Consider the following 23,828-nt stretch of genomic DNA (forward strand, 5'->3'; position numbering starts at 1 on the left):
AATGTTGAAACTAGTTTGATGGTTATGGTAGTAGATTTGATTGTAGTTATAATCGCTATAGTTCTAAACAAATAACAATGTTAATGCTTTTAATATGATGAGTAAGTGGATGAGATTAGTCCAAAATAATATGATGCGTTTTAAAGCTGATATTTTTTTGTCGATGTTCAATATATGTTTTTAAGGTCGCTTGAACGGTAGTAAACGCAATTTGTTGCCAAGGAATATCATCCATATCAAATAGGGCTACTTCTAATGATTCTTCACCCGGCTCAAATTCTAAGCTAGTTAGCTCTGCGAGATAATACATATGAACTTGGCTAACTCTAGGAACATCAATGACGGTAAAAAGCTGCCCTAATTGAATTTTTGCTCCTGCTTCTTCTAGTGTTTCGCGACAAGCACCTTGTGCGGTGGTTTCACTGAGCTCCATAAAACCAGCAGGTAACGTCCACTTATTGTATTGTGGCTCAATGGCACGTTTACATAACAAAATCTTATTTTGATAATAGGGAAGTGTTCCAGCAACAATTAAAGGATTGCGATAATGGACGGCACCGCAATTCTCACAACAATCACGCTCACGGTTATCCATAGGTGGACACATTCTCGTTAATTTACTGCCACATTGTGTACAAAATGATTGTTTAATGGGAGCAGGAAAATAGAAAGAGGCATCTTTTGCTGACATGGTTGGCTCTTAAAGTCTCATAATTTTAAATCTATATTATCCAACTATTGTAGCTGAAAGATAGCGGTGTATTTAAAAATCAATACCAAGAAATACAAAGCAGTTATATTTATAAGTGGTCGTTTAGGCTGTTTATGGTCTTGTTATTGCGTTTCTTAAATGAATCTATGGGAAAGAAGAAATTAGCAACTTATTAAAAATTGAATCAAGACTCTTTAAAAGCTTTTGTTGTCTCACTTTAATGTTGAGTTAGTTGTCTTGGTAAGGGCTAAATAAAAATAACAATTATTCTTGTCACATAAAATAATATTGAAATATATTAGCGATTATACTGGTCACTGCTATCTCATTTTTTAGGAGAAATGACGTCAGTAAACCTAATTTTATGAGGATTTGGAATCTCTTTCCTAATCATATGAAATATCCAACGATGAAGGATTTATTTACTTGGCAGGGTGGGACAAGTAAATAAATATTTATGCAAGAGGTTTTGGTCCAAACGGTAACACTTATGTCAGTCGATTGAGTATTGCCTTTAATACGCACTCAAAAAAGTATATTTTTGAGTTTAACTAGGGAAAAATCATGTTAAAAAAAACTATCATCACGCTAATTTTGAGTCTCCCTTTAAGTGTCTGGGCACAACCTAAGGGAGGAGCTATTGCTCAACAAGAGCTTATCCATGATTTAAATGCTTTAGCTAATGCGTCTTGCCTTATAAGACAGAAGGATGCTTACTTGCAGAATGCTGGGTATATCTGGGCAAACTCACTTGCAGAGGGAAATATGGAGTTTAATCTTGAGACTGTTATTTTGCCAATGAAAGCCACTATTGAAAAGGCAATTGCTAATACACCTATGTATTCCGTTCCTTCTGAGCAGCCACCGCTTAAAAGTCAGGCCTTACCAATTGCTTATTGTTTTGATGTTATTCATCAACCTAATGTTCAAGCGTTAATTCGAGAGTTAAGTAAAAAGTATAGTCGATTAGGTAAAAAACCAAATTAATATAGTGTTAATCATTAAAACTTAACCGTCTAAAAAGGCTGTTTTTTATATAAACTTTACGTGAAACACATTAACTCAAAATTGGTGCTCGCACGTTAAAGGCGGTTGATGGTTCTCGCATTATATAAAACCAAGCAACCCAACTGTGCGTACACAAAAAAGCATATTTTTTGAGTTTAACTAGGGAAAAATCATGTTGAAAAAAACTATCGTTACGCTAATATTAAGTCTGCCTTTAAGCGTTTGGGCACAACCCACGAGTGATATTGCTACTCAACAAGATCTCATCAATGATTTAAATGCATTTGCTAATGCATCTTGTCTTGCTCAACAGAAAGACCCCTACTTGCAGAAGACTGGATATGCGTGGGCAAATGCTCTTGTCCAAAAAAACATTGAATTTAGTCTTGAAGAAGTTATGTTGCCAATGCAAAAGGCAATTAAAAAAGCGATTGCTCACACGACTATGTATACTATTCGTGATGAAAGAGCCCCAATGGATGGCTTGGAATTACCAATTGCTTATTGCTTTAAAATAATACAGCAGACGGGTATTCAAACCTTAATTCAAAACATAAGTAAAAAGAATAGTCGTTCAGGCAAAAAATGAATCAGAGAGTTTGTCACTCTTGTTGTTAATGCTACGGGAACTCTAAAGTTTTTCCTATTTTTGATTTATGGATAGTTTGTGAGATTTTAACTGTTTAATTAGTTTTTATTATAAATAATTGATAGGATCAAGCGTGTGCAATAATGGGGGGAATTTAAAGAAATCGATTAGTGGTCGGGACAGTAAGATTCGAACTTACGACCCTCTGGTCCCAAACCAGATGCGCTACCAGGCTGCGCTATGCCCCGACGACTATTTTGATTGGCGGAAGCTGTGAGATTCGAACTCACGGAGGGCTACAAACCCTCGCCGGTTTTCAAGACCGGTGCATTCAACCGCTCTGCCAAGCTTCCATCACGCAACAATACTCCAAAGAGTGGTGCACTCGGCCGGAATCGAACCGGCACGGGCGCAATGCCCGAGAGATTTTAAGTCTCTTGTGTCTACCTATTTCACCACGAGTGCGTTGTGTGAAGAATATAACTATACGCTGATTACTAAATTATGTCTAGTTTTTTATCAAAATGCATAAACAAGAATAATTATTTGTTGTGAAATTAACACAAAAAAGCTTGCGAATGGCTAAGACTTTTGTATAAGAAGGAGGCCTTAACAATCATTTTTTATTTAGTGTCATAAAAATATGTCCATGTATTTCAAGAATATTGAATATGATTGAGTTATCACCGACAATCCATACATAAGGTATAACGCCTGTATTTTCATCTTATTTAGGAGTTAGGTGAAATGAAACGTCTATTTTTGGTGATATTAGCCTCAGTGAGTTTATCAGCTTGTGTGGTAAATCGTGATGGTTATGGTGCATATTCAGATGATGTTGTGTATAGTACCGGTGGAGCTGTTATTGCTGAGCCAACTATTGCTGTAGTACCGAGAGCCTCTGTTTATTATGGTACGGGAGGATCTTTTGGAATTAACTATGAATTTCCTAGTAGTCGTTTCTATCATAACTACTATGATGATTATCCTTTTTATGCACAACGGCGGTTGTTAAATCGGCATTATTACTTACGGCGAATGATGGAGAGAGAGCGTTATTATGAAAGACGTCATCATCGACGTCACCGTCATGATGATTAATAAAAAATAAAGTTAAGGTATAAGTGAAGTGGGAGGTTAGTTTAGGTAATGTTAGACCTCTTGATACTTTAAGGCATTTTTGTTAGTGTTTGACCATTAGCATAGGCGGCACCAATCAGATCATCAATCGCTCCTTGAGGTAAGGTTATCTCTGGAGCGATTTCTTTTAGAGGCACTAATACAAATGCTCTTAGATGCATACGTGGGTGAGGTATGGTTAGGGTGGTCGTATTACTAACTTCGTTGTTAAATAATAAAATATCTAAATCTAATGTCCTAGGTGCATTTTTATAAGGACGCTCTCTGCCATACTTTAATTCAACAGATTGTAGTAAAGCTAGCAATTGTTGTGATGATAAGGTGGTGCTAAGTTGAGCAACTGCATTCACATAGTCTGGCCCATGACTATCTACTGGTGAGCTACGATAAAAAGAAGAACAATTTATACTTAAAATATCTGGCGTAGTAGATAAGTCGTGTAATGCTTTTCCAAGGTAATTGCTAGATTCTCCCAAATTAGAGCCTAGTGCAATATAAGCGTTATTCACTGTCTTAGTCATTGGATGATACCGGTGATGTACTTGATTCGTTTGCCCATTTCTTTTTTGTAGAGCGACGACGGGTTTTTCGCTTACGAGTAGGGGGTGTTCCTTCTATAGCAAGAGAGTCTATAAACGGTTTCTTATCGGATTTTTGACGATGGTTATTCCTTGAGGATGATGTTTTTAATAGCTCATTAATCATATGAGCTTTTTCTGAGTCTGGTGCATTGGCTAAATCCATCCACCATTGAGCCAAGACGCTATCAAACTCATGTGCGGCTGCTCGAATTTGTAAAAAGTCGCATGCAGCACGAAAATAGGGTTGCTCAATCATACGCCAAATATATTTAGGTGCGCGCTTATTAAAACGTGGTTGCATTAACCAAATTTCACGTATTTCAGATTTATGACGCTGTTGTAAAGCAAGTCGTTGTACCTGCTCGTCTAAGACTTGATTTGACGCAGCTACTAATGCAGGTACGGGCAGCATATGGCCTGATGCCATATTTTTTTGGTAGTAGCGTTGAACTAGTGGCCATAAGATCGCTGCATATAAAAAACTCGCACTCACGGGGCGATTACTGCGCACTCGATGGTCGGTGCGATCAAGTGCCAACTCAATAAATTGTCGGCTTCCTTTTTGCTCTAACACCATATCTAAAAGGGGAATAATCCCTTTGTCTAAGCCTTCTTCTCGTAGTTTTTTCAGGCAGTTTAAGGCGTTTCCACAAGTGAGTAGCTTAAGTGTTTCATCAAATAAGCGAGAGTCAGGCACATTAGAGATTAGTGAGGCTAACGGCTTAATGCTAGCTTGAGTATTTTTTTCGATAGTAGCATCAAGTTTTGCCGCAAATCTAATAGCACGTAGCATTCGAACGGGGTCTTCGCGATAACGTGTTTCTGGATCACCTATAATACGAATGATTTTCTTGCGAATATCACCGACACCGTTATGATAGTCAATAACTTCTTGCTTGATAGGGTTGTAATAAAGAGCATTTAAGGTAAAGTCACGACGTAACGAATCTGTTTGTAGATTCCCAAAGATATTATCGTTGAGAATTCTGCCATGCTCATCGCGTGTTTGCTCACCTGGTGCTCTAAAAGTAGATGTTTCGATAATTTCATTACCAAACACAACATGTACTAATCGAAAGCGTCGACCAATGATACGAGCGCGACGAAATGCTTTTTTAACCTCTTCGGGCGTTGCATTTGTTGCTACATCAAAGTCTTTAGGTTCATAACCTAAAATTAAGTCACGGACTGCACCACCTACAATATAGGCTTCATAGCCTTTTTCTTGTAAGACTTCACAGACTTTGATAGCATTCCTAGAGACTAGACGTAGGTCAATCTTATGGTCTGGTAAGGTATAGACTTTAGCCTTTGGTGCTTTAGTTTTGCCAGAGGAAAATAATTTTCCTACATACTTGTGGATGGTTTCTTTTAACATGAATAGTCGTTAATTAAAATAAATCTAAAATCGTCCAAGTCTTATCCTGTGCATATTGACGCAATGATGCTTGAGGGTTGGTGGCTATTGGATGTGTGACATGTTCTAAAAGAGGAACATCATTAATCGAGTCACTGTAGAAATAGGATTTTTCAAAACTATCAAAATTAAGTCCTAAACTTTCTAACCAAGTAACAGTTCGTGTAATTTTACCTTCTTTATAACTGGCAACACCAGTAAATTGACCTGTAAATTGACCATTCTTTATTTCTGGTACTGTGCCAATGATGTGTTCAAAAGCGAAAGCACGACCGATTGGACCAATAACCCATGAATTGGTAGCACTCACCAAACAGCATAAATCACCAGCTTCCAAGTGTTGGTTAACCAAATCTAGGGCCTGTTGTTTAATGTTGGGTCGAATGACTTCATGCATATACTGTTCATGATAACGAGCTAAATCAAACTGATTATGTAAGGTGAGAAAACTCAACATAAAGTTGGCTGACTCTTCAATTGTTAGGTTACCTGCAGCATATTTTGCATAAATTTCATCATTTTTACGCTTTACTTCATGAGGATCGCCGGCTAACTGATGGCGGATCAAAAACTCAACCCATTCATGATCACTATCAATGGGTAAAAGTGTGTGGTCAAGGTCAAATAAAGCCAGATTTTTACTTGTCATCAAAAAGATCCTTATTAGATTGAAGAAGACTTTTTAGGAGTGGAATAGTAATTTGTCGCTGTTGACGTAAAGCGTAAGCATCCAGTGATTCTAATAAACCAAATAGTAAACGAATATCGCGTGGACAATAGGTGAAAATCCATTGTAAAACTTCTGGACTTAAGGGAATCCCTTTTTCAGAGGCTCTCTGATTAAGTGCATTTTTACAATCTTCATCGTTCAGCATTTGTAATTGATACACTAATCCCCAACCTAAACGATTACGTAAGTCCTCTCGAATTTGCATTTGTAAAGGGGGATGTTCCCCTGTTACGACTAGTGTGAAGGCATCTTCTTGTAATTTACGTGCTTGCCACTCGTTATAAAGATTGAAGAGTAATGTTTGTTGTTCAGGTGAAAATAAATGGACATCATCAATTAGGATGCGAGTATTTTTACTAATAATAGGTGCATTTAAATGGTTGCTAGGAAAATTCTGGTGATTGAAAAAAATTGCTGTTGGTGTGGATAATGCTTTTAAAAAGTGTGTTTTGCCAGAGCCAGCTTCTCCCCACAAATAGATAGACTGTCCTAAAGGTAAATTTTTAAATAGAGAGCAGACTTCTTCATTGTTACCAACGACAAAATTATCAATGTTTGGTGCTGGTTTTATAAGTAAATCGGCTAAAAATAATTGTTCTTTCATTTGAAAACTACAACGTAATTCTTGTATTCAGCGTAAAATTATACTTTCTTCTATACAAATGATGAATAAAATAGTAGTTTACGTTCATCTTTGATGGTTGACGCTTTTACATTACGTTTATTTTACCTAGTTTGGACTGACTTTCATGACAACAAATGAAAAAAACTCTCTAACATACCGTGATGCGGGTGTTGATATTGATGCAGGCGATGCTTTAGTGAATCGTATTAAACCTTTAGCCGCAAAAACAATGCGTGATGGCGTAATGGCTGGTATTGGTGGCTTTGGTGCTTTATTCGAAGTTCCCAAAAAATACCAAGAGCCAGTGTTAGTGTCAGGTACTGATGGTGTAGGCACAAAATTGCGTCTTGCCTTCGAGTGGAATCGTCATGATACTGTAGGTATTGACTTAGTGGCGATGAGTGTCAATGATATTTTGGTGCAAGGTGCAGAGCCTTTATTCTTTTTAGATTATTTTGCTTGTGGCAAACTAAGTGTAGATACAGCTGCTGCCGTGGTTGGTGGTATTGCCAAAGGATGTGAGTTATCAGGTTGTGCTTTGATCGGTGGTGAAACTGCTGAGATGCCTGGTATGTATCCAGAAGGTGAGTATGACTTAGCTGGCTTTGCTGTTGGCGCGGTTGAGAAGTCTAAGATTATCAATGGTAAATCAATTAATGTAGGTGACAAAATCATTGGTTTAGCATCAAGTGGTGCACATTCAAATGGTTTCTCGTTAATTCGTAAAATTATTGAACGAGCTGGCGCTAAACCAGATGATGATTTTCATGGTCAAAAATTAGTAGATGTGGTGATGGCACCGACCAAGTTATATGTGAAATCTGTACTTGCCGCCTTAGATAAGCATGGTGCAGCCATTAAAGGACTGGCTCATATTACGGGTGGTGGTTTATTGGATAATGTTCCTCGTATTTTGGAGTCAGGCTTAACGGCGCAAATTAAGCAATCAGCTTGGACTTTCCCGCCGTTATTTCAATGGTTACAAGAGCAAGGTAATGTTGCTCAAGAAGAAATGTACCGTGTATTCAACTGTGGCATTGGTATGGTAATTGTTGTGCCTGCTGATCAAGAAGAGGCGATTAAAACTACGCTTGCGGAACAAGGTGAAACGGTTTATTCACTAGGTGAAATTGTTGCTCAACAAGACGGTCAAGCACAAACAGTGGTGATTTAGGTTATTCTTTTTTATATAGAAGATTAAAAAATCTCATAAGAGGTTTGAATTAAAAGTGTGCCCCATAAGTGGATTTCTGCTCTTGGGGCATTGCCATAAAAGCAAAAATCGAGTAATAAAAATAAAATGGCTTGGATAACACGGAAAGTTTGATAATATTTTTTTAGGATAGAGACGAAATGATAGCAACGCACGCACGCACGCACGCACGCACGCACGCACGCACGCACGCACGCACGCACGCACGCAATTATACACTAAATTAGATAATTTTCATAGAAAACAAAAGGTGATTTCATGAGTGAGATTACCACCAAAGTTTTGTTTTCATCAAATACGCAGCCTGAAAATCAAGAGTTTCTGACAAATAAAAACGAACGGCTTGCACTCTTGAAGCAACATTTTCCAAATTGTTTTGATAAGCATGGTGCATTTTTGCCTGAGAAAATGGCAGAAATTTTACAGTCAGACGGTATTAAAGCGCAAAAAGAAAGTTACAGCCTAAATTGGTTGGGTAAATCCTATGCCAAAATGTTGAAAGACACGCTGCCTGAAACGTTGCTGGCTGAAAATATTGAGCACAATCAAAAGCCTGAAAATGCCAATAGCGAAAATCTGCTGATTCAAGGTGATAATTTGGAAGTGCTGAAATACTTGAAACACGCCTATAAAAATCAGATTAAGATGATTTACATTGATCCGCCTTATAACACAGGTTCGGACGGCTTTGTGTATCAAGATGATCGTAAATTTACACCTGAACAGTTGGTAGAGTTGGGATGTATGGATTTAGAAGAAGCCCAGCGAGTGCTGGAGTTTACGTCTAAAAAATCCAATTCCCACAGTGCATGGCTGACCTTTATGTATCCACGGTTGTATATCGCCCGTGAATTATTACGTGATGATGGCGTGATTTTTATCAGCATTGATGATAATGAACAGGCGCAGTTGAAGTTATTGTGTGATGAGGTGTTTGGGGAGGAGAATTTTGTTGGCAGTTTTATTTGGAACAATAAATATACCGTTTCCAATGATACGGACATTTCATATCAACATGAATACATTCTGTGTTATTCAAAAAGTAGAACGATTTTCTCTCTAAATTTATTAGAAAGAACAGAAAAACAGAATAAAGATTATAAAAATCGTGATAATGACCCGAAAGGTGCTTGGAAAGCAACTCCAATTCATGCACGAAGTGGAACTGAAAATGGAATTTATACTATTGAATTTTCAAATGGAATAACATGGACAGCTCCAACAGGTCGCTATCCAAGATATTCAAAAGCTCGATTACAAGAATTATATGAAGAAGGAGCTTTATATTTTAATAAGAATGGAGGAGTAGATAAAAAAACATATCTTAGCGAAGTTCGCAATGGTGTAACTTGCGGAACGTTATGGGGATATGAAGAAGTTGGGCATTCACATGGAAATAATGAAGAAGTTGCTGATTTGTTGGGAAAAGGAATTTTTAATGACCCTAAAGGAATTACTTTATTAAAAAGAATTTTACAATTAGCTACTTCATCTACTGACAATCATTTGATTTTAGATTTTTTTTCAGGTTCAGGTACAACAGCTCATTCTGTGATGGATATGAATAAAGATGATAAAGGCAACCGCCGTTTTATTTGTATTCAAATTCCAGAAAAATCTAAAGCAGAAGCTATCAAAGCTGGCTATCCAACCATTTTTGACATTACCAAAGCGCGTATTGAAAAAGCCACTGCCAAAATCCAAGCGGAAAACCCCAATTATTCAGGCGATTTCGGCTTTAAAATTTTCCAAACCGAGCCGAATTTTAGCTTCGCTGAAATCGACGGTTTTCAGACGGCATTGGATACCGATTTTAACCCGACACAGACTGAATTGCCTAATACACAAAACGCCATGTTGAGCGATGAACAATTACACACGCTTTTAACCACTTGGCGCGTTTATGACGGCTCACGGCTGACTGAAAATGTACAAACCATTGATTTGGCAGGCTATACGGCTTATTACTGCCGTCAGCATTTGTATTTATTGGAAAGTGGTTTTGGTTCTGACAATGTAAAAGCCTTGATTGAACGCTTGGATAACGAGCCAAAATTTATCCCTGAACGCGTTGTGTTATTTGGCGAAAATATGGAAAGTGCTATGCAAAAAGAGCTTGCTCAAGCGGTAAAAACATATGCCAATAAGAAAGGCTTGAATAATTTAAGCGTATTGGCGAGATATTGAGATGGCTGGTTTTACTTACGAAAAAAATTTACCGCACCAAGAGCGAGCTGTTGAGTCGGTTTTAGCGGTGTTTGATCGTGTGCATTTAAAAGCGAGTGGACATGATGAAAATCCAGTAATTGAATTTTTAGGTAGCCTGAAAATAGATAATTTACAAAAAATCCAACAAGCTAATGGCGTGTCTGATATTGCATTGTCAAACAACAACATCATTGATATTGCCATGGAAACAGGAACAGGTAAAACTTATACCTACACCAAAACCATGTTTGAGCTAAATCGGACGTTGGGCGTGTTTAAATTTATTGTGGTTGTGCCGACCCTTTCCATTAAGGCAGGCACAAAAAATTTTCTAGAAAGCCCCGCGCTTGCCGAGCATTTTCGCAAGGATTTTGCAGGGCGCTATGGCGAAAAAGAAATCAAGCTGTATGTGGTTGAAAGCCAAAAATCCAAGGCAAAAAAATCCTTTATGCCGTCTGAAATTGTGCGTTTTGTGCAAGCGGACGATAAGCAGAAAATTCACGTCTTACTGATTAATGCTGGTATGGTTAATTCAGATACGATGGCAGGCAAAGATAAAAGCAATGATGGCAGCCGTCTGATTAAAGACAAATATCATGTACCGTTTGAGGCATTGGCGGCGGTTAAGCCGGTTGTGATTGTGGACGAACCGCATAAATTCCCCAAAGACAAAAAGACGTGGGAAAATTTGTTGAAATTCAATGCCCAATTTATTTTGCGTTATGGAGCAACGTTTAACAATCAATTTGAAAATTTGGTTTACCGATTGACAGCGATTGATGCATTTAATGACGACTTGGTAAAAGGTATTCGAGCATTTACTGAACAGATTGATGGTGATAATGGTGATCGGCTTAAGTTGATTGATTTAGATGGTAAAGAAGCGACGTTTACGTTAAATAAGCAAGAGTTTAAGCTAGGAAAAAATGAGAACTTAAGTCGTGTTCATCAAGCTATTTCTGATTTGTTTGTGGCAGAAATGAACAAGTCGGTGTTGGTGTTGAGTAATGGGATTGAATTGAAAAAAGGCGATAGCTTAAACCCTTATTCTTACAGTGATACTGTCCGTGACAAGATGATACGACAAGCCTTGAGACAGCATTTTATTTTGGAAAAACAATTGCTCACACGCAATGGCGGACGGATTAAACCCCTCACGTTGTTTTTTATTGATGATATTGCTGGCTATCGTGATGAACAAAATCAACTTTCAGGTAGCCTGAAAACCGTGTTTGAGCAAATGGTAAAAGCGGAATTAGAAAGCTGCCTGAAAAATGAAAGCGATGAATTTTTACGCCAATATTGGCAAACGGCATTAAACGATGTTTCACGCACGCATGGTGGTTATTTTTCGCAAGATAACAGCGATAAAGATAGCGATATTGAGCAGGAAGTGAACGAAATTTTGCACGACAAAGAAGCCTTGTTGTCGCTTGCCAATCCACGCCGTTTTGTGTTTTCCAAATGGACCTTGCGCGAAGGTTGGGACAATCCGAATGTGTTTCAGATTTGCAAATTGCGTTCTAGCGGTAGTGAAACCAGTAAATTGCAGGAAGTCGGGCGCGGTTTGCGTTTGCCTGTGAATGAATACATGGCGCGGGTTAAAGACCATGCGTTTTTCCTGAATTATTTTGTGGACAGCAGTGAAACTGATTTCGTCAAAACATTGAACGATGAAGTGAATAGTGCGGTGGCAAAACCAATGGTATTTACTGTTTTAACCGATGAATTAATTGAGAAAATTCGGATTGCTTATCCCGATGAAAGCAAAAAGAGTATTCGCAATAAATTGGCGGATTTAACTGATGACGATGATGTTTTTGTGGAAAACGGTTTTGCTGAAACCAAAAAATTGTTCCCTAAAGCCTTTGAAGTTTCAGGTGGACTGAAAAACGGCAAAATCATGCGTTCGGGCGATAAAGCGACCAAGGTCAAAATGCGTGTGGGCAAATACGATGAACTCAAAGCCCTGTGGGAGACTATCAATCAAAAAGCCTTGTTGCAATACAAGATTGAGAATGAAGAAAAATTTTTGCAATTGTTCATTCAGTATTTATATGATAGTACGGATAGATTTATACCGACAGGCATTCGCACTGTGCAAAGTGAAATCAGGGTCAGCAATAATTTATTGACTGCAACCGAAACAAGCAGTCTGCATGATGAAATGTTTGAGCCGATTAATACCATGAATTACCGTGAATTTTTGTTGAAATTGTCACAAACGGCGTTAATTCAAATACAAACTTTGCACCGTGCTTTTGTAGAAGTTAGTAATAAGTTGGATATTTCAAAATATCTGAATGAACGTACTATTCACACGATAAATGTAGGTTTTGATCGATGGTTATTGCTTAATTCATTTACAGTATTTGGCATCGATTATAGTTGCGTGTCAAGTAGTATCCATCCGACAAAGTTTACGGATAGTCAAGGCAATGTTTTAAAAGAAGTGGGTGCTGCCGATTTGGGCGTTCTGTATGATAAAAACCAGCAGCCATTGGAAGCGTTTTTGTTTGATAGTGTATTTTATGATAGTGAATTAGAGCATGAAAATATCATCAATAATCAGGTTCAGGAAGTGATTGTATTTACTAAAATTCCCAAAAACTCAATCAAAATACCTGTTGCAGGTGGTGGGTCGTATTCTCCTGATTTTGCGTATATTGTTAAAACTGAAAAAGGTAAAACACTCAATTTATTGCTAGAAACCAAAAATGTAGAAGATTCTGACTCCTTGCGAAAAGAAGAAGCAAAAAAAATTAAACATGCTGAACAACTGTTTACTAAAATTGGGCAAGAAACAACGGTGACATTTACAACACAGTTCCAAGGAGAAAAAATTCAAGCAATCATTAGGGAGTTACTTAACACAATATAGTATGTTAGATTGCCATTTAATCGCTATATCCCTAAAATAGGCTTTACTGTCTCCAATACTTGCTGAGGTAGTTTAGGGTCAAAGCAATTGAGAATAACTCTATCTGGTTGGCTACGTAGCCAGGTGAGTTGTCGCTTGGCTAGTTGTCTAGTCGCGGCAATGCCTTGTTCAACTGCTGTTGTGTAGTCTGTTTCTCCGGCGAGATGGCCCCATAATTGACGATAGCCCACACAACGAATTGACGGAAGATCAGGCGATAAGTCTCCTCGTTGGTAAAGGTGGCGAACTTCTTCTAAAAAACCTTTATCCATCATTTGCATAAAGCGCTCATGAATGCGTTGATGTAAATGTGAGCGCTCGCTTGGCTCTAAGCTGATAGTGATAAAGTGATATTCGCTGTCATGAGTTTTTTGTTCAGCAAAGAGTTCAGAAAGTGGTCGACCTGTAAGAGTAATTACTTCTATAGCACGAGAAATACGTTGGCTATCATTAGGAGATAGTCGTTCTGCAGTGATTGGGTCTAGTTGTTTGAGTTGATTATGCAGATGAGTCCAACCATGCTGTTCTGCTTGTTGTTCAATCTCTTGACGAAGTTCTGCATTCGCTGTGGGTAAATCATGTAAACCCTCTCGTAACGTTTTATAGTACATCATGGTGCCACCAGCGAGAATAGGAATTCGTTGGCGTATTTGAATTTCTTTAATTAAACGATGGACATCTTGATAGAAATCAGCGGCACTATAACTTTCTAAAGGATCTTTAATATCCAGTAAGTGCTGTCGTACCATACGTTGCTCTGCTAGGCTGGGTTTGGCTGTACCAATATCCATTGTTTTATAAATGGTTGCAGAGTCTACATTGATGACTTCAATGGGAAGATGCTCAGCAAGCGTTAGAACACTTGCAGACTTCCCCGAAGCGGTAGGGCCAGCGATACAAATAATCGGTGTCTTGGTTGCTACAGACATATTACTGTCCTCGCATGAATAATTTATCTAAATCGTTTAGAGACCATGTAAACCATGTTGGACGGCCATGATTACATTGATTCGCTCTCTCTGTCTTTTCCATTTGACGTAATAAGGCATTCATCTCATCAATACTAAGTAAGCGATTGGCTCTAACAGATCCATGACATGCCATTGTGGCTAATAGTTCATTACGATGTTCGGTAAAAATACTTGAGCTACCAACTTGTTCCATATCATATAAAATGCGTCTGACCATTGTTTCGATATCGCCTTTTGCTAATAGGCTAGGAATAGCTCTGACCGCAATGGAAGTGGGGCCTGTTGCCTTAAGTAATAAACCAATCTCAGTGAGTTTATCGTTATATTCTTCAATTAGGGCGAGTTGTTTTGTAGATATTTGTAAGGTCAATGGTACTAATAATTCTTGGGAAACAATCTCTTGTTGATCAAGAAGGTTTTTTAATTGTTCATATAAAACACGTTCATGAGCTGCATGCATATCAACCAGAATTAACCCCTCTTTGTTTTGTGCCAGTATATAGATACCATGCAATTGACCAATAGCCATACCTAGAGGGAAGTCATCAGTATTCTCTGATGAGGGAATAGTCGAAGAGGAAACTGCACCACCGAAACTACTGCCAACAGTAGATATATTACTTCTGTCAGGGATAGGTTGATCTTGTATAGATTCAGTAGGGTTTTTTGATGGAATTGATAATGGTGCGTAAATATCTTTCCAAGAGCTATCATAGTTAAAGCCTAAAGAATGTTGGGCAGGTTTATAACTGGGATTACTCTTAGCGCCTATAGCAGGGTTTGCTTGATTACCACTGTAGCTTGTGGCAGAAAGAGGCGAAGGGTGTTCGTTTGCAGGTTGAGTATCTATTGATAGAGGTGAGGATTGTCCGCCTAATTTCGCTAATGCTTGACTAATGCTGTGATGGATAAATCGATAAACAGCACCACTATCCCTAAAGCGAACTTCACTTTTAGCAGGATGGACATTCACATCCACTAGCATAGGATTAATTTCTAAAAATAAAACGTATGCTGGTTGACGATCACCATGTAATACATCATTATAGGCAGTGCGAATTGCATGTGAAACGGTTTTATCTTTGACAAAACGATGGTTAACATACAAGTATTGCATATCCGTTTTGGCTTTGGCAGCACTTGGCTGAATAATTAACCCCTGAATAGAACATACAGCGGTACTGTTTTCTACAGTTAAACTCTCATTCGCAAATTCTTGTCCCAAAACATCTCGAATTCGTTGATGAATATCATTTGCTAACCATTGTTTATAGGGTTTATCATTATGAAAAATTCTAAAACTTATCTGTGGGTGAGCTAGGGCAATTCTTTCAATAGCATTAACGCAATGAGAAAACTCTGTTTGTTCAGACTTTAAAAATTTACGGCGAGCAGGAATCTCATCAAATAATTGATGTACATCTACTACAGTGCCTTGAGTTCCTGATGATGGCTCAATGACACCATGAGTTCCATCAATACTCCAAGCATGTTTTTGGTGTTGTGTGCGGGAACTTAGGCTTAATCGTGATACTGAGGCAATTGATGCAAGTGCCTCACCTCTAAATCCCATAGAGCGTACAGACTCTAAGTCATTGAGAGAGCGTATTTTACTTGTTGCATGACGTGTTAAGGCTAAAGCTAATTCATCTTTTGGAATGCCTGAACCATTATCAATAATACATAGGCGTCGAATACCTCCACCGTCTAGACGAATTTCAATAGCCGTTGCTCCAGCATCAATAGAATTTTCAATTAGCTCTTTTAACACCGAAGCAGGGCGTTCAATAACTTCACCTGCTGCAATCTGACTGATTAATTGATCAGGTAATAGATGGATATGATGGCGATCACTCATAACGACATTAGCTAGCAACTAAATCGTTATTGTAGCCTGATTTAACTCAATAGGCATAGTCAATAGGGAACTCGCTAACTCTTTACTATTTTTGAGGTAAAACAGTTATTGAGTTTAGCGAGCCACTTATTGCTTACATGCTATCGTTATATGTATTAACCACGAGCCAAGGCAGGATTAGTAGATAAGTAACCATCTAGTCCTGACAATATCGCTTGTGCAACGGTATAGTGGTTAGACGATTGACGCAGGAAATTTTCCTCTTGAGGGTTAGAGATAAATGCTACTTCAATGAGAATGGAAGGAATATCGGGTGCTTTTAATACAGCAAACCCAGCTTGCTCTACTCGGCGACTTTGTAAACCATTAATTCGTGAAAGTTGCTCTAATACACGATGTCCAATTTTTAGAGAGTCATTAATTTGAGCATTGGTGGACATATCCAGTAGGACACTTGCCGTATTTTTATCATGCTGACCAATATCTAGACCACCAATTAAGTCCGCCGAGTTCTCTTTTTGTGCTAGCCAACGAGCCGCTGCACTTGAGGCACCTTTGCGTGATAGAGCGAATACTGATGTCCCTCGTGAGTTTGGATTAGTAAACGCATCTGCATGGATAGAAACGAAAATATCTGCTTTGACTCGACGCGCTTTTTGTACACGAACCTGTAAAGGGACAAAGAAATCAGAATCTCTCGTCATATAAGCACGCATATTAGAGCGTGAATTGATTAGGTTTCTTAATTGATGACCAATAGATAATACGACGTCTTTTTCGCGCGTACCTCGAGGACCTGTTGCCCCTGGATCCTCGCCACCATGACCAGGATCAATAGCGATTAGGATAGGTCTAGATGCCCCTGATCCTGATTGTCTTGGGGGAGTGCTAACGATAGCAGGAGCGCTAGGAGTCACTTGACCAGAGACTTTAGGGACTGATGCTGTTGGACGAGAACTATTGATGTTGCTAATAATACCAGCTAGTGGATCATCGCTACTAGCTATATTACTCGCTAATGACGCTAAAGGGTCTTTGGCTACTTTGGGATATAAGTCAAGTACCAAACGATATTGATAGTTGGCTACAGGCTTTAGTGTAAATACTTGAGGTACTACACTTTGTTTTAAGTCCATAACTAAACGCAAGACTCCAGCACGGTTTTGTGCCACACGTACTTTAGAGATATAAGGATCGTTAGGTTTAATTTTCGAGATGAGTGAATTTAAGGCTTCACTCATATCAAGACCTTCTAAGTCCACGACTAAACGGTCCGGGCTATCAAGCGTAAAGTGCTCGTGCTTAATAGGAGAGTTTAATTCTAATGTAACACGAGTATATTCATCAGCTGGCCATGTGCGAACAGCAAGAATTTGTGCCGCAGCGGCATGAGCAACTTTGGAAACTACTGGTAAAGATAGCATAGCAATACCAGTGCCTAAAATTTGGCGACGAGTTATTCTATGCGTTGTAGTTCCTGATGATTGCTTAACTGTGCGATCCATAACTTTCCTTTTTCCGAATAAGCGTTGAGTTCGGCGATTCGTCCTGACTCTTGATAATGTAGATGTAATAAAACATCTGGCGCAGGTAAAGATTTATCGGCTTTTTCTGGCCACTCAATAATTGCTACTGCATTTTCAAGTAAATTTTCACGGAAACCGGCTTCTTGCCACTCACTCGACTCATTAAATCTATAAAAATCAAAGTGATATAAGTATAATCTAGAAACTTTATAGCTTTCAACTAAGGTATAGGTTGGGCTTTTAATTCGTCCTTTGACGCCTAATGCTTGTAAAAATGCACGCGTAAAACATGTTTTACCAGCACCTAAATCACCCTTCAAATGGATATGATATGACGTATCTAATATATCGCAAGTAGTTGATAATCTTTGCTTTATTGGCTCTGCCATTGCGGTGGCCAATCGAATAGTAGCTTCCTCATCAGCAAGAAACAATGTCTGTTTTTCGAGAGTGTTAGTATGCATATCGTTGGTTTTTTTAGGGCAAAAAAATAATTTGCTGTAGTAGAGCGAAATAATTAAAATGTAAATAATTCTAAATTTGAACTATTTCCCTCTATTTTAAGCGTTTTAACTATAAGTTTTTGGTAAAAAGTATCTTGCCGAATATTCAGCTTTTACAAGAGCATACGACAGTACTGGAAACTATTGTATACTGTTCGCTAAGGCACTATGGGAAATAATTGCTGACTAATAAATATCCATAATGGCAGGGTTAAGACCGATATTACTGTACCGATTGAAATAATTGATGCCACGGTACGGCCGTCACCACCCATACGTACCGCTAAGATATAGGCGGCTGATGCGGTTGGTAAGGCGGCAAATAGAATTAAGGTTTGGCTCGAAATTGAGTTGAGCCCAAAGATAAACGCTAAAATGATAGCAACAATAGGCATAATTAATAAACGAATGCCAACTAACCAAGAAATAAGGCTAAATTGTTGAGTTCCTGTTTGTAGAATTAAGGCAGCACCCACACAAATTAAACCAAGAGGTACGGTACTTTGTGATAGTTTAGCTAAGGTTGCATTGAGTGGTGCTGGAATAGTGATGCCACTAAAGTTCAACATTAAACCAAAAATCGTCGAGAGAACAAGAGGATTTTTGAGAACCTCAATCAGTGGGTTGTTGCCTTGATGTTTTGCCATACTATTAACAGCAATCACATTGACAATCGGGACAGAGAAACCGATAAGAATGGCCATGACTGCGGCACTATCAGAGCCAGCAATGGCAGGCGCTAAAGATAGGCCAATATAGGTATTGAAACGATAGGCACATTGACCTGATGAAGCAATAGATTTTGGGTCAACTCGTAAATATTTTTTTAAGAGATAGGAGAAGAATAAACCAGTAAATGCCAGCAATAAACAGATGATTAAAAAATTACTCGCTTTAGCAAATGAAATTGGTGCCATGGTTAGAGAGCGAATCATCAGCGCGGGAAACAACACAAAATAGACTAACTTTTCTAAACCAGTAAAAAACTCAGCGGTAAATTTGAATTTATTTTTTAAAAGCCAACCTATAGTCACCAAGATACAATCTGGCAAAATTAAATACGCGAGTTCCATAGTAAGAAGTAGTTTGTGTGGTTAAATTAATATCTTATTGCATAAGAGAGTGTGAAGGTATTTATGCAATAGTTACAATAGTATATGATTAAAATTTTACAGTCTAGTATTCTCTATGAATAAAGAGTTAATAGATAATTTTATTGATTCATTATGGCTTGAAGATGGGTTAGCTAAAAATACCTTAAGTGCTTATCGACAAGATTTAAATGATTTCTATGATTTTTTAACGACAAAGCAGTTGTCATTGACAGATATTAATGCGGATGTTGCACGAGCTTGGTTTATCCATATGAATGCTGAGGTTAAAGCGAGCACCTCAAATCGCCGCTTAGCTACGCTAAAACGATTCTGTCAATGGGCATTACGCCAGCATTATTTGAAGGAAGATCCGACCTTATCGTTAATCGCCTCTAAACAAGGTTTGCGTTTACCTAAAAGTATTAGTGAATCACAAGTAGAGGAATTACTGAATGCACCCAATACAGAGACAATAGCAGGGTTACGTGATAGAGCCATGCTGGAAACGCTTTATGCGACAGGTTTACGAGTGACCGAATTGGTAACCCTTAAAACATTGCATATTAATATTGATGAAGGTGTTATCCGAGTAATTATGGGTAAAGGGGGAAAGGATAGAATTGTACCTATGGGGGAAACAGCCGAATATTATTTGCGTGAATACATGACAAAAGCTAGGCCTGAACTGTTGGGAAATAAGGTGAATGATGAGTTGTTTTTATCTCGCTTTGGGACCAGTATGACACGCCAAGCATTTTGGCAAATTATCAAAAAATACGCGACCCAAACGAGTATCAAGATTCCACTTTCTCCTCATGTGGTACGCCATGCATTTGCTACCCATTTATTAAATCATGGAGCAGATTTACGTGTTGTACAAATGTTATTGGGACATGCCGATATTTCCACAACACAAATTTATACCCATGTTGCTAGAGAGCGCTTAAAGCAATTACACCAAAAACATCATCCAAGAGCTTGATTATGAGTAAAAATAAACACGTATCTGAAACCCCAGCAACTCAATTTCTGAAACAGCATAAAGTAGCGTATGCAGAGCACCAATATGAGTATGTTGAGCATGGAGGAACTTCAGAAACAGCAAAGCAGTTAGGTGTAGAAGAACATCGGATTGTTAAAACATTGATTTTTGAGGATGATGCAGGTAAACCTCATGTAGTGTTAATGCATGGAGATTGTGAGGTCTCTACCAAAAATTTAGCACGGCAATTAAATGTGAAAAAAATCCAAGTAGCAAATCCCACTAATGCGCCTAAACATTCTGGCTATCAGATAGGTGGTACGTCTCCTTTTGGTACACGAAAAAAAATGCCTGTCTGGGTAGAAAAAGGTATTTTGGCTATGGATAAAATTTATATTAATGGTGGGAAAAGAGGATATATTCTAAGTCTTAACCCTAAATGCTTGGTTGACTTACTCGGTGCAAAACCAGTAGAAGTGGCCAATGCTCATGGATAAAGTAGTACCTACACTCATACTTATTTTCAAAGGTCGAATTTTCATACCTACAAATTGTAGTGCTAGGTAGGTGTTATAAGAGAAGATTAGTAATAAATTTTTTTGATAACCAATTGATATTTAATAAAATTTAAATTTTATTGGCATGAGAAAAAGGCTGATGGCCTCCCCGGCCGGACTTGAACCGACGTCTAATTCTTAGGAGGAACTTGTTCTATCCAGTTGAACTACAGGGAGTCATGTGCGTATTATAGACCATTTAGTGCATCAAATTATACCGAACGACTACTAGAGCATGATTCTTGGTAGTAGATTGCAAACATATAAAGCCACAATTTTTTATATATGAATATAAAAATAAGTTATATTAGAAATGGTTGATATTCATTATAATAATAAGCATATTAAGAGGCTACGTATGAATTTACAACAATTTAGATATATTAGAGAAACTATTCGTCATCAGTTTAATTTAACTGAAACAGCACTGGCGTTATATACCTCCCAACCAGGTGTGTCCAAAGCAATTATTGAGTTTGAAGATGAGTTAGGGTTACAAATTTTTGAGCGTCATGGTAAACGCATCAAAGGTTTAACTAAACCTGGTCAGAGAGTGGCTGAAGTTGTTGATCGCATTATGCGAGAGGTTGATAACTTAAAAAGAGTCAGTGATGAATATGCAAGGCAAGATGAGGGGGAATTAATTATTGGATGTACCCATACTCAAGCACGTTATTTTTTACCAGAAATTATTTTAAATTTCAAAAAACTGTTTCCTAAGGTTCGTGTATCTTTAGCTGAGGGTAGTCCACAGCATCTGGCTAATATGCTGTTGTCTGAGGAGGCTGATGTAGCGGTGGCAACAGAGACATTAGCACAAGTATCAGGTCTGGTAACATTCCCTTGTTATGAGTGGTCTCATACTGTAGTGGTTAAACCTGATCATCCATTAACAGAATTAACGTCAAGTCAAGCTAAGAATATTACACTTGAACAAATCGCCCAATATCCTTTGATTACCTATGATAGTGCTTATTCTGGTAGACGTACGATTGATGCTTGTTTCGCCAAGGCAAATATTAAACCTGATATTGTTTTAGAGGCTATTGATGCAGATGTGATTAAAACATATGTGGATGTTAATTTAGGTGTAGGGATTATTTCTGGCGTAGCGTTTAATCCTCGTCGGGATACAAATTTAGTTGGTATTCCTGTAGGGCATTTATTTGGAACACATATTTCTCGTCTGGCTTTACGAAAAGGTGTCTTTGCACGTGATTATATCTATGCTTTTATCAAAATGTGTTCGCCAGGATATACGCATAAACAAATAGAAGAATTATTAAATCCGCCTAAATAAGTCATATAAAAAAACTCCCTCTGATAAGTGCTTACCAAAGGGAGTTTAATCGTAGCCATTAAGAAGTTAGACGTAATTAGATTTTTTATTACGTAGCTCTCGTCTTAAAATTTTACCTACATTATTTTTAGGTAAATCATTAACAAACGCAATTTTTTTAGGTACTTTGTAGTTGGTTAGCTCTGCGCGACAGTGATTAATGATTTCCTCTTCGGTTAAATTGGGATCCTTACGTATCACAAATAATTTGACTAATTCACCAGCTGCACCATTATCAATGCCAATCGCTGCCACTTCTAATACGCCAGGATGTTTGGCGGCTACATCTTCAACTTCGTTTGGATAGACATTAAAGCCAGAAACAATAATCAAATCTTTTTTGCGATCGACGAGGAATACATAGCCATCTTCATTCATGTATCCCATATCACCTGTGCATAAATAACCATCAGCATCAAAGACGTTACTTGTTTCCTCTGGACGTTCCCAATAACCTTTCATCACTTGTGGTCCTTTGATGAGAATCTCTCCCACTTCATTGAGAGGTAATTCTTGCCCATGATCATCCACGATTTTGACGTAAGTAGAAGGAATAGGCAAACCAATTGAACCATTGAACTCTTGTGCATCTAATGGATTAATAGTAGCGGCAGGACTTGTCTCTGTTAATCCATAAGCTTGCGCTAAAGGTACACCAGTTAATGCTTTCCACTTGTCTGCTGTATTTTGTTGCACAGCCATGCCACCACCAAGTGTCAATTTTAGTGAGCTAAAATCTATTTTCTTAAAATCATGATTATTGATTAATGCATTAAATAAGGTATTTACTCCTGTAAATGCTGTAAATTTGTATTGAGCAATCTCTTTAACAAAACCTTTAAGATCACGGGGGTTAATAATTAATAAATTACTTGCACCTAAGCACATAAAGGTTAAACAATTCGCGGTTAAGGCAAAAATATGGTAGAGAGGAAGGGCAGTAATAATAAGATCCTTACCTTCTGTGGTATATGCACGGACCCATGCATTGGCTTGTAATACATTGGCAACAATATTGCCATGAGTGAGAATAGCTCCTTTGGGAATTCCTGTTGTGCCACCCGTGTATTGTAAGAAGGCATGATGATCATGAGTAAGTTTGAGAGGCGTAAAAATTGATTTACTTCCTTCTTCGAAAACCGTATTCATGCGGATATGGTGAGGTATATGCCAATTAGGCACCATGCCTTTAACATGTCGAATTACAAAGTTGACAATCTTACCTTTTGCACCAAGCATACCCCCAATTGAACATACCACCACTTTTTTTATGGTTGGTGTATTGGGCAAGGCGGCTTGTAGTGTTGCAGCAAAATTTTCAACCACAACAATGACTTCCGCACCAGAATCATTGAGTTGTTTTTCTACCTCATGCGAGGTATACATAGGGTTAAAATTAACAGCTACACAACCAGCACGTAAAGCGCCAAATAAACAAATTGGATATTGCAGTATATTGGGCATCATTAAGGCAACGCGAGATCCTGGTTTAACCCCTTGATTTTGTAGCCAAGCAGCAAAATCACGCGTATATTTATCCAGCTCCCTGTAAGTGAGTTTAACGCCTAATGAAATAAAGGCGGTATTATCAGCAAAACGCTTTACACAGTCTTCAAAAATATCAACTAAAGATTGATATTGATTGAGATCAATATCGGCAGGAATGCCTTCAGGATAGCTTTTTAACCAGATTCTTTCCATTCTTTTTATCTCCGGAGTGGGCTGTCTATTAGAAAAAATATGTGCTATTTTATATCTTTCTTCTTTTAAATACTAAGTAATTCGCTTTATTATGGAAGTAAATTAGTTACTATTTAAAATAACTGCACTAAAAGAAAAGGGGTGGAGGCAGAAG

General features: G+C 38.1%; 20 protein-coding genes and 4 tRNA genes. 9 read left to right on the forward strand and 15 right to left on the reverse strand.

The window, feature by feature from the left end:
• Window positions 1-115: 115 nt before the first annotated feature.
• Window positions 116-691: an NUDIX hydrolase gene (locus tag BQ4443_RS07950; RefSeq protein ID WP_031274598.1), complete on the reverse strand. Its 576-nt coding sequence runs from the start codon at window positions 689-691 to the stop codon at window positions 116-118.
• A gap of 585 nt (window positions 692-1,276) precedes the next feature.
• Between BQ4443_RS07950 and BQ4443_RS12670 the strand changes: the two genes are divergently transcribed.
• Together BQ4443_RS12670 and BQ4443_RS07960 are read left to right on the forward strand one after the other, a co-directional pair.
• Window positions 1,277-1,699, forward strand: coding sequence for a hypothetical protein (locus BQ4443_RS12670; RefSeq protein WP_023948853.1), 423 nt, complete (start codon window positions 1,277-1,279; stop codon window positions 1,697-1,699).
• Window positions 1,700-1,892: 193 nt separating this feature from the next.
• Window positions 1,893-2,309 (forward strand): hypothetical protein, encoded by a 417-nt coding sequence (locus tag BQ4443_RS07960; RefSeq protein WP_023948851.1) that lies wholly within the window; start codon window positions 1,893-1,895, stop codon window positions 2,307-2,309.
• A 171-nt stretch (window positions 2,310-2,480) separates the two neighbouring features.
• Here the strand turns inward: BQ4443_RS07960 and BQ4443_RS07965 are convergent.
• From BQ4443_RS07965 to BQ4443_RS07975, 3 genes are all read right to left on the reverse strand, one after another.
• Window positions 2,481-2,557 (reverse strand) — tRNA-Pro (locus BQ4443_RS07965).
• 14 nt (window positions 2,558-2,571) lie between these two features.
• Window positions 2,572-2,662, reverse strand: a tRNA-Ser gene (locus BQ4443_RS07970).
• Window positions 2,663-2,686: 24 nt separating this feature from the next.
• Window positions 2,687-2,774 (reverse strand) — tRNA-Leu (locus BQ4443_RS07975).
• Between the two features lie 282 nt (window positions 2,775-3,056).
• Between BQ4443_RS07975 and BQ4443_RS07980 the strand changes: the two genes are divergently transcribed.
• Window positions 3,057-3,410 carry a hypothetical protein gene (locus tag BQ4443_RS07980; RefSeq protein WP_023948849.1) on the forward strand — a complete coding sequence of 118 codons (354 nt, stop codon included), beginning with the start codon at window positions 3,057-3,059 and terminating at the stop codon, window positions 3,408-3,410.
• Between the two features lie 68 nt (window positions 3,411-3,478).
• On the opposite strand, the gene folK is transcribed toward BQ4443_RS07980, so the two are convergent.
• Genes folK through BQ4443_RS08000 form a run of 4 tightly spaced genes read right to left on the reverse strand, consistent with a single transcriptional unit; the run spans window position 3,479 to window position 6,781 of the window.
• Window positions 3,479-3,970, reverse strand: coding sequence for a 2-amino-4-hydroxy-6-hydroxymethyldihydropteridine diphosphokinase (folK, locus tag BQ4443_RS07985; protein WP_071058539.1), 492 nt, complete (start codon window positions 3,968-3,970; stop codon window positions 3,479-3,481).
• Complete coding sequence (pcnB, locus tag BQ4443_RS07990; protein WP_023948845.1) at window positions 3,963-5,408, reverse strand: polynucleotide adenylyltransferase PcnB; 1,446 nt, start codon at window positions 5,406-5,408, stop codon at window positions 3,963-3,965. The genes folK and pcnB overlap by 8 nt, the downstream gene beginning before the upstream one ends.
• Window positions 5,409-5,421: 13 nt before the next feature.
• Window positions 5,422-6,096: an HAD family hydrolase gene (locus BQ4443_RS07995; RefSeq protein WP_023948843.1), complete on the reverse strand. Its 675-nt coding sequence runs from the start codon at window positions 6,094-6,096 to the stop codon at window positions 5,422-5,424.
• Window positions 6,086-6,781, reverse strand: coding sequence for an HdaA/DnaA family protein (locus tag BQ4443_RS08000; RefSeq protein WP_071058540.1), 696 nt, complete (start codon window positions 6,779-6,781; stop codon window positions 6,086-6,088). Before BQ4443_RS08000 ends, BQ4443_RS07995 begins: the two co-directional genes overlap by 11 nt.
• Window positions 6,782-6,926: 145 nt before the next feature.
• Between BQ4443_RS08000 and purM the strand changes: the two genes are divergently transcribed.
• The 3 genes from purM to BQ4443_RS08015 all read left to right on the forward strand — a co-directional run bounded on the left by purM (window position 6,927) and on the right by BQ4443_RS08015 (window position 13,104).
• Window positions 6,927-7,976: a phosphoribosylformylglycinamidine cyclo-ligase gene (gene purM, locus BQ4443_RS08005; RefSeq protein ID WP_071058541.1), complete on the forward strand. Its 1,050-nt coding sequence runs from the start codon at window positions 6,927-6,929 to the stop codon at window positions 7,974-7,976.
• Window positions 7,977-8,273: 297 nt separating this feature from the next.
• Window positions 8,274-10,202, forward strand: coding sequence for a site-specific DNA-methyltransferase (locus BQ4443_RS08010; RefSeq protein WP_083331897.1), 1,929 nt, complete (start codon window positions 8,274-8,276; stop codon window positions 10,200-10,202).
• Window position 10,203: 1 nt separating this feature from the next.
• Window positions 10,204-13,104, forward strand: coding sequence for a type III restriction-modification system endonuclease (locus BQ4443_RS08015; protein WP_071058542.1), 2,901 nt, complete (start codon window positions 10,204-10,206; stop codon window positions 13,102-13,104).
• A 23-nt stretch (window positions 13,105-13,127) separates the two neighbouring features.
• On the opposite strand, the gene miaA is transcribed toward BQ4443_RS08015, so the two are convergent.
• The 5 genes from miaA to BQ4443_RS08040 form a co-directional block, all read right to left on the reverse strand.
• Window positions 13,128-14,072, reverse strand: coding sequence for a tRNA (adenosine(37)-N6)-dimethylallyltransferase MiaA (gene miaA, locus BQ4443_RS08020; protein ID WP_023948837.1), 945 nt, complete (start codon window positions 14,070-14,072; stop codon window positions 13,128-13,130).
• Window position 14,073: 1 nt separating this feature from the next.
• The gene (gene mutL / locus BQ4443_RS08025; protein ID WP_071058543.1) at window positions 14,074-15,972 is read right to left on the reverse strand and encodes a DNA mismatch repair endonuclease MutL; all 1,899 of its coding nucleotides are present in this window, start codon (window positions 15,970-15,972) and stop codon (window positions 14,074-14,076) included.
• A gap of 155 nt (window positions 15,973-16,127) precedes the next feature.
• Entirely contained in the window at window positions 16,128-17,477 is a 1,350-nt protein-coding gene (locus tag BQ4443_RS08030; RefSeq protein WP_052019170.1) for an N-acetylmuramoyl-L-alanine amidase, read from the reverse strand.
• Complete coding sequence (tsaE, locus tag BQ4443_RS08035; RefSeq protein WP_023948830.1) at window positions 17,429-17,962, reverse strand: tRNA (adenosine(37)-N6)-threonylcarbamoyltransferase complex ATPase subunit type 1 TsaE; 534 nt, start codon at window positions 17,960-17,962, stop codon at window positions 17,429-17,431. Before tsaE ends, BQ4443_RS08030 begins: the two co-directional genes overlap by 49 nt.
• Before the next feature lie 197 nt (window positions 17,963-18,159).
• Entirely contained in the window at window positions 18,160-19,074 is a 915-nt protein-coding gene (locus tag BQ4443_RS08040; RefSeq protein WP_023948828.1) for an AEC family transporter, read from the reverse strand.
• 115 nt (window positions 19,075-19,189) lie between these two features.
• Here BQ4443_RS08040 and xerD point away from each other — a divergent pair, with 115 nt between their 5' ends.
• Window positions 19,190-20,077, forward strand: a complete 888-nt coding sequence (xerD, locus tag BQ4443_RS08045) for a site-specific tyrosine recombinase XerD (RefSeq protein ID WP_023948826.1) — start codon at window positions 19,190-19,192, stop codon at window positions 20,075-20,077.
• A gap of 2 nt (window positions 20,078-20,079) precedes the next feature.
• Window positions 20,080-20,574, forward strand: a complete 495-nt coding sequence (locus BQ4443_RS08050; RefSeq protein WP_023948824.1) for an aminoacyl-tRNA deacylase — start codon at window positions 20,080-20,082, stop codon at window positions 20,572-20,574.
• 161 nt (window positions 20,575-20,735) lie between these two features.
• Here BQ4443_RS08050 and BQ4443_RS08055 read toward each other — a convergent pair.
• A tRNA-Arg gene (locus tag BQ4443_RS08055) sits at window positions 20,736-20,811 on the reverse strand.
• 181 nt (window positions 20,812-20,992) lie between these two features.
• On the opposite strand from BQ4443_RS08055, the gene BQ4443_RS08060 reads away from it, so the two are divergent.
• Complete coding sequence (locus BQ4443_RS08060; RefSeq protein WP_071058544.1) at window positions 20,993-21,934, forward strand: CysB family HTH-type transcriptional regulator; 942 nt, start codon at window positions 20,993-20,995, stop codon at window positions 21,932-21,934.
• Between the two features lie 66 nt (window positions 21,935-22,000).
• Here BQ4443_RS08060 and BQ4443_RS08065 read toward each other — a convergent pair whose 3' ends face one another.
• Entirely contained in the window at window positions 22,001-23,674 is a 1,674-nt protein-coding gene (locus BQ4443_RS08065; RefSeq protein ID WP_023948820.1) for an AMP-binding protein, read from the reverse strand.
• Window positions 23,675-23,828: the final 154 nt, after the last annotated feature.

The sequence above is a fragment of the Pelistega sp. MC2 genome (genome assembly GCF_900099475.1).
In the GTDB taxonomy this organism is placed as follows: domain Bacteria; phylum Pseudomonadota; class Gammaproteobacteria; order Burkholderiales; family Burkholderiaceae_B; genus Taylorella; species Taylorella indica.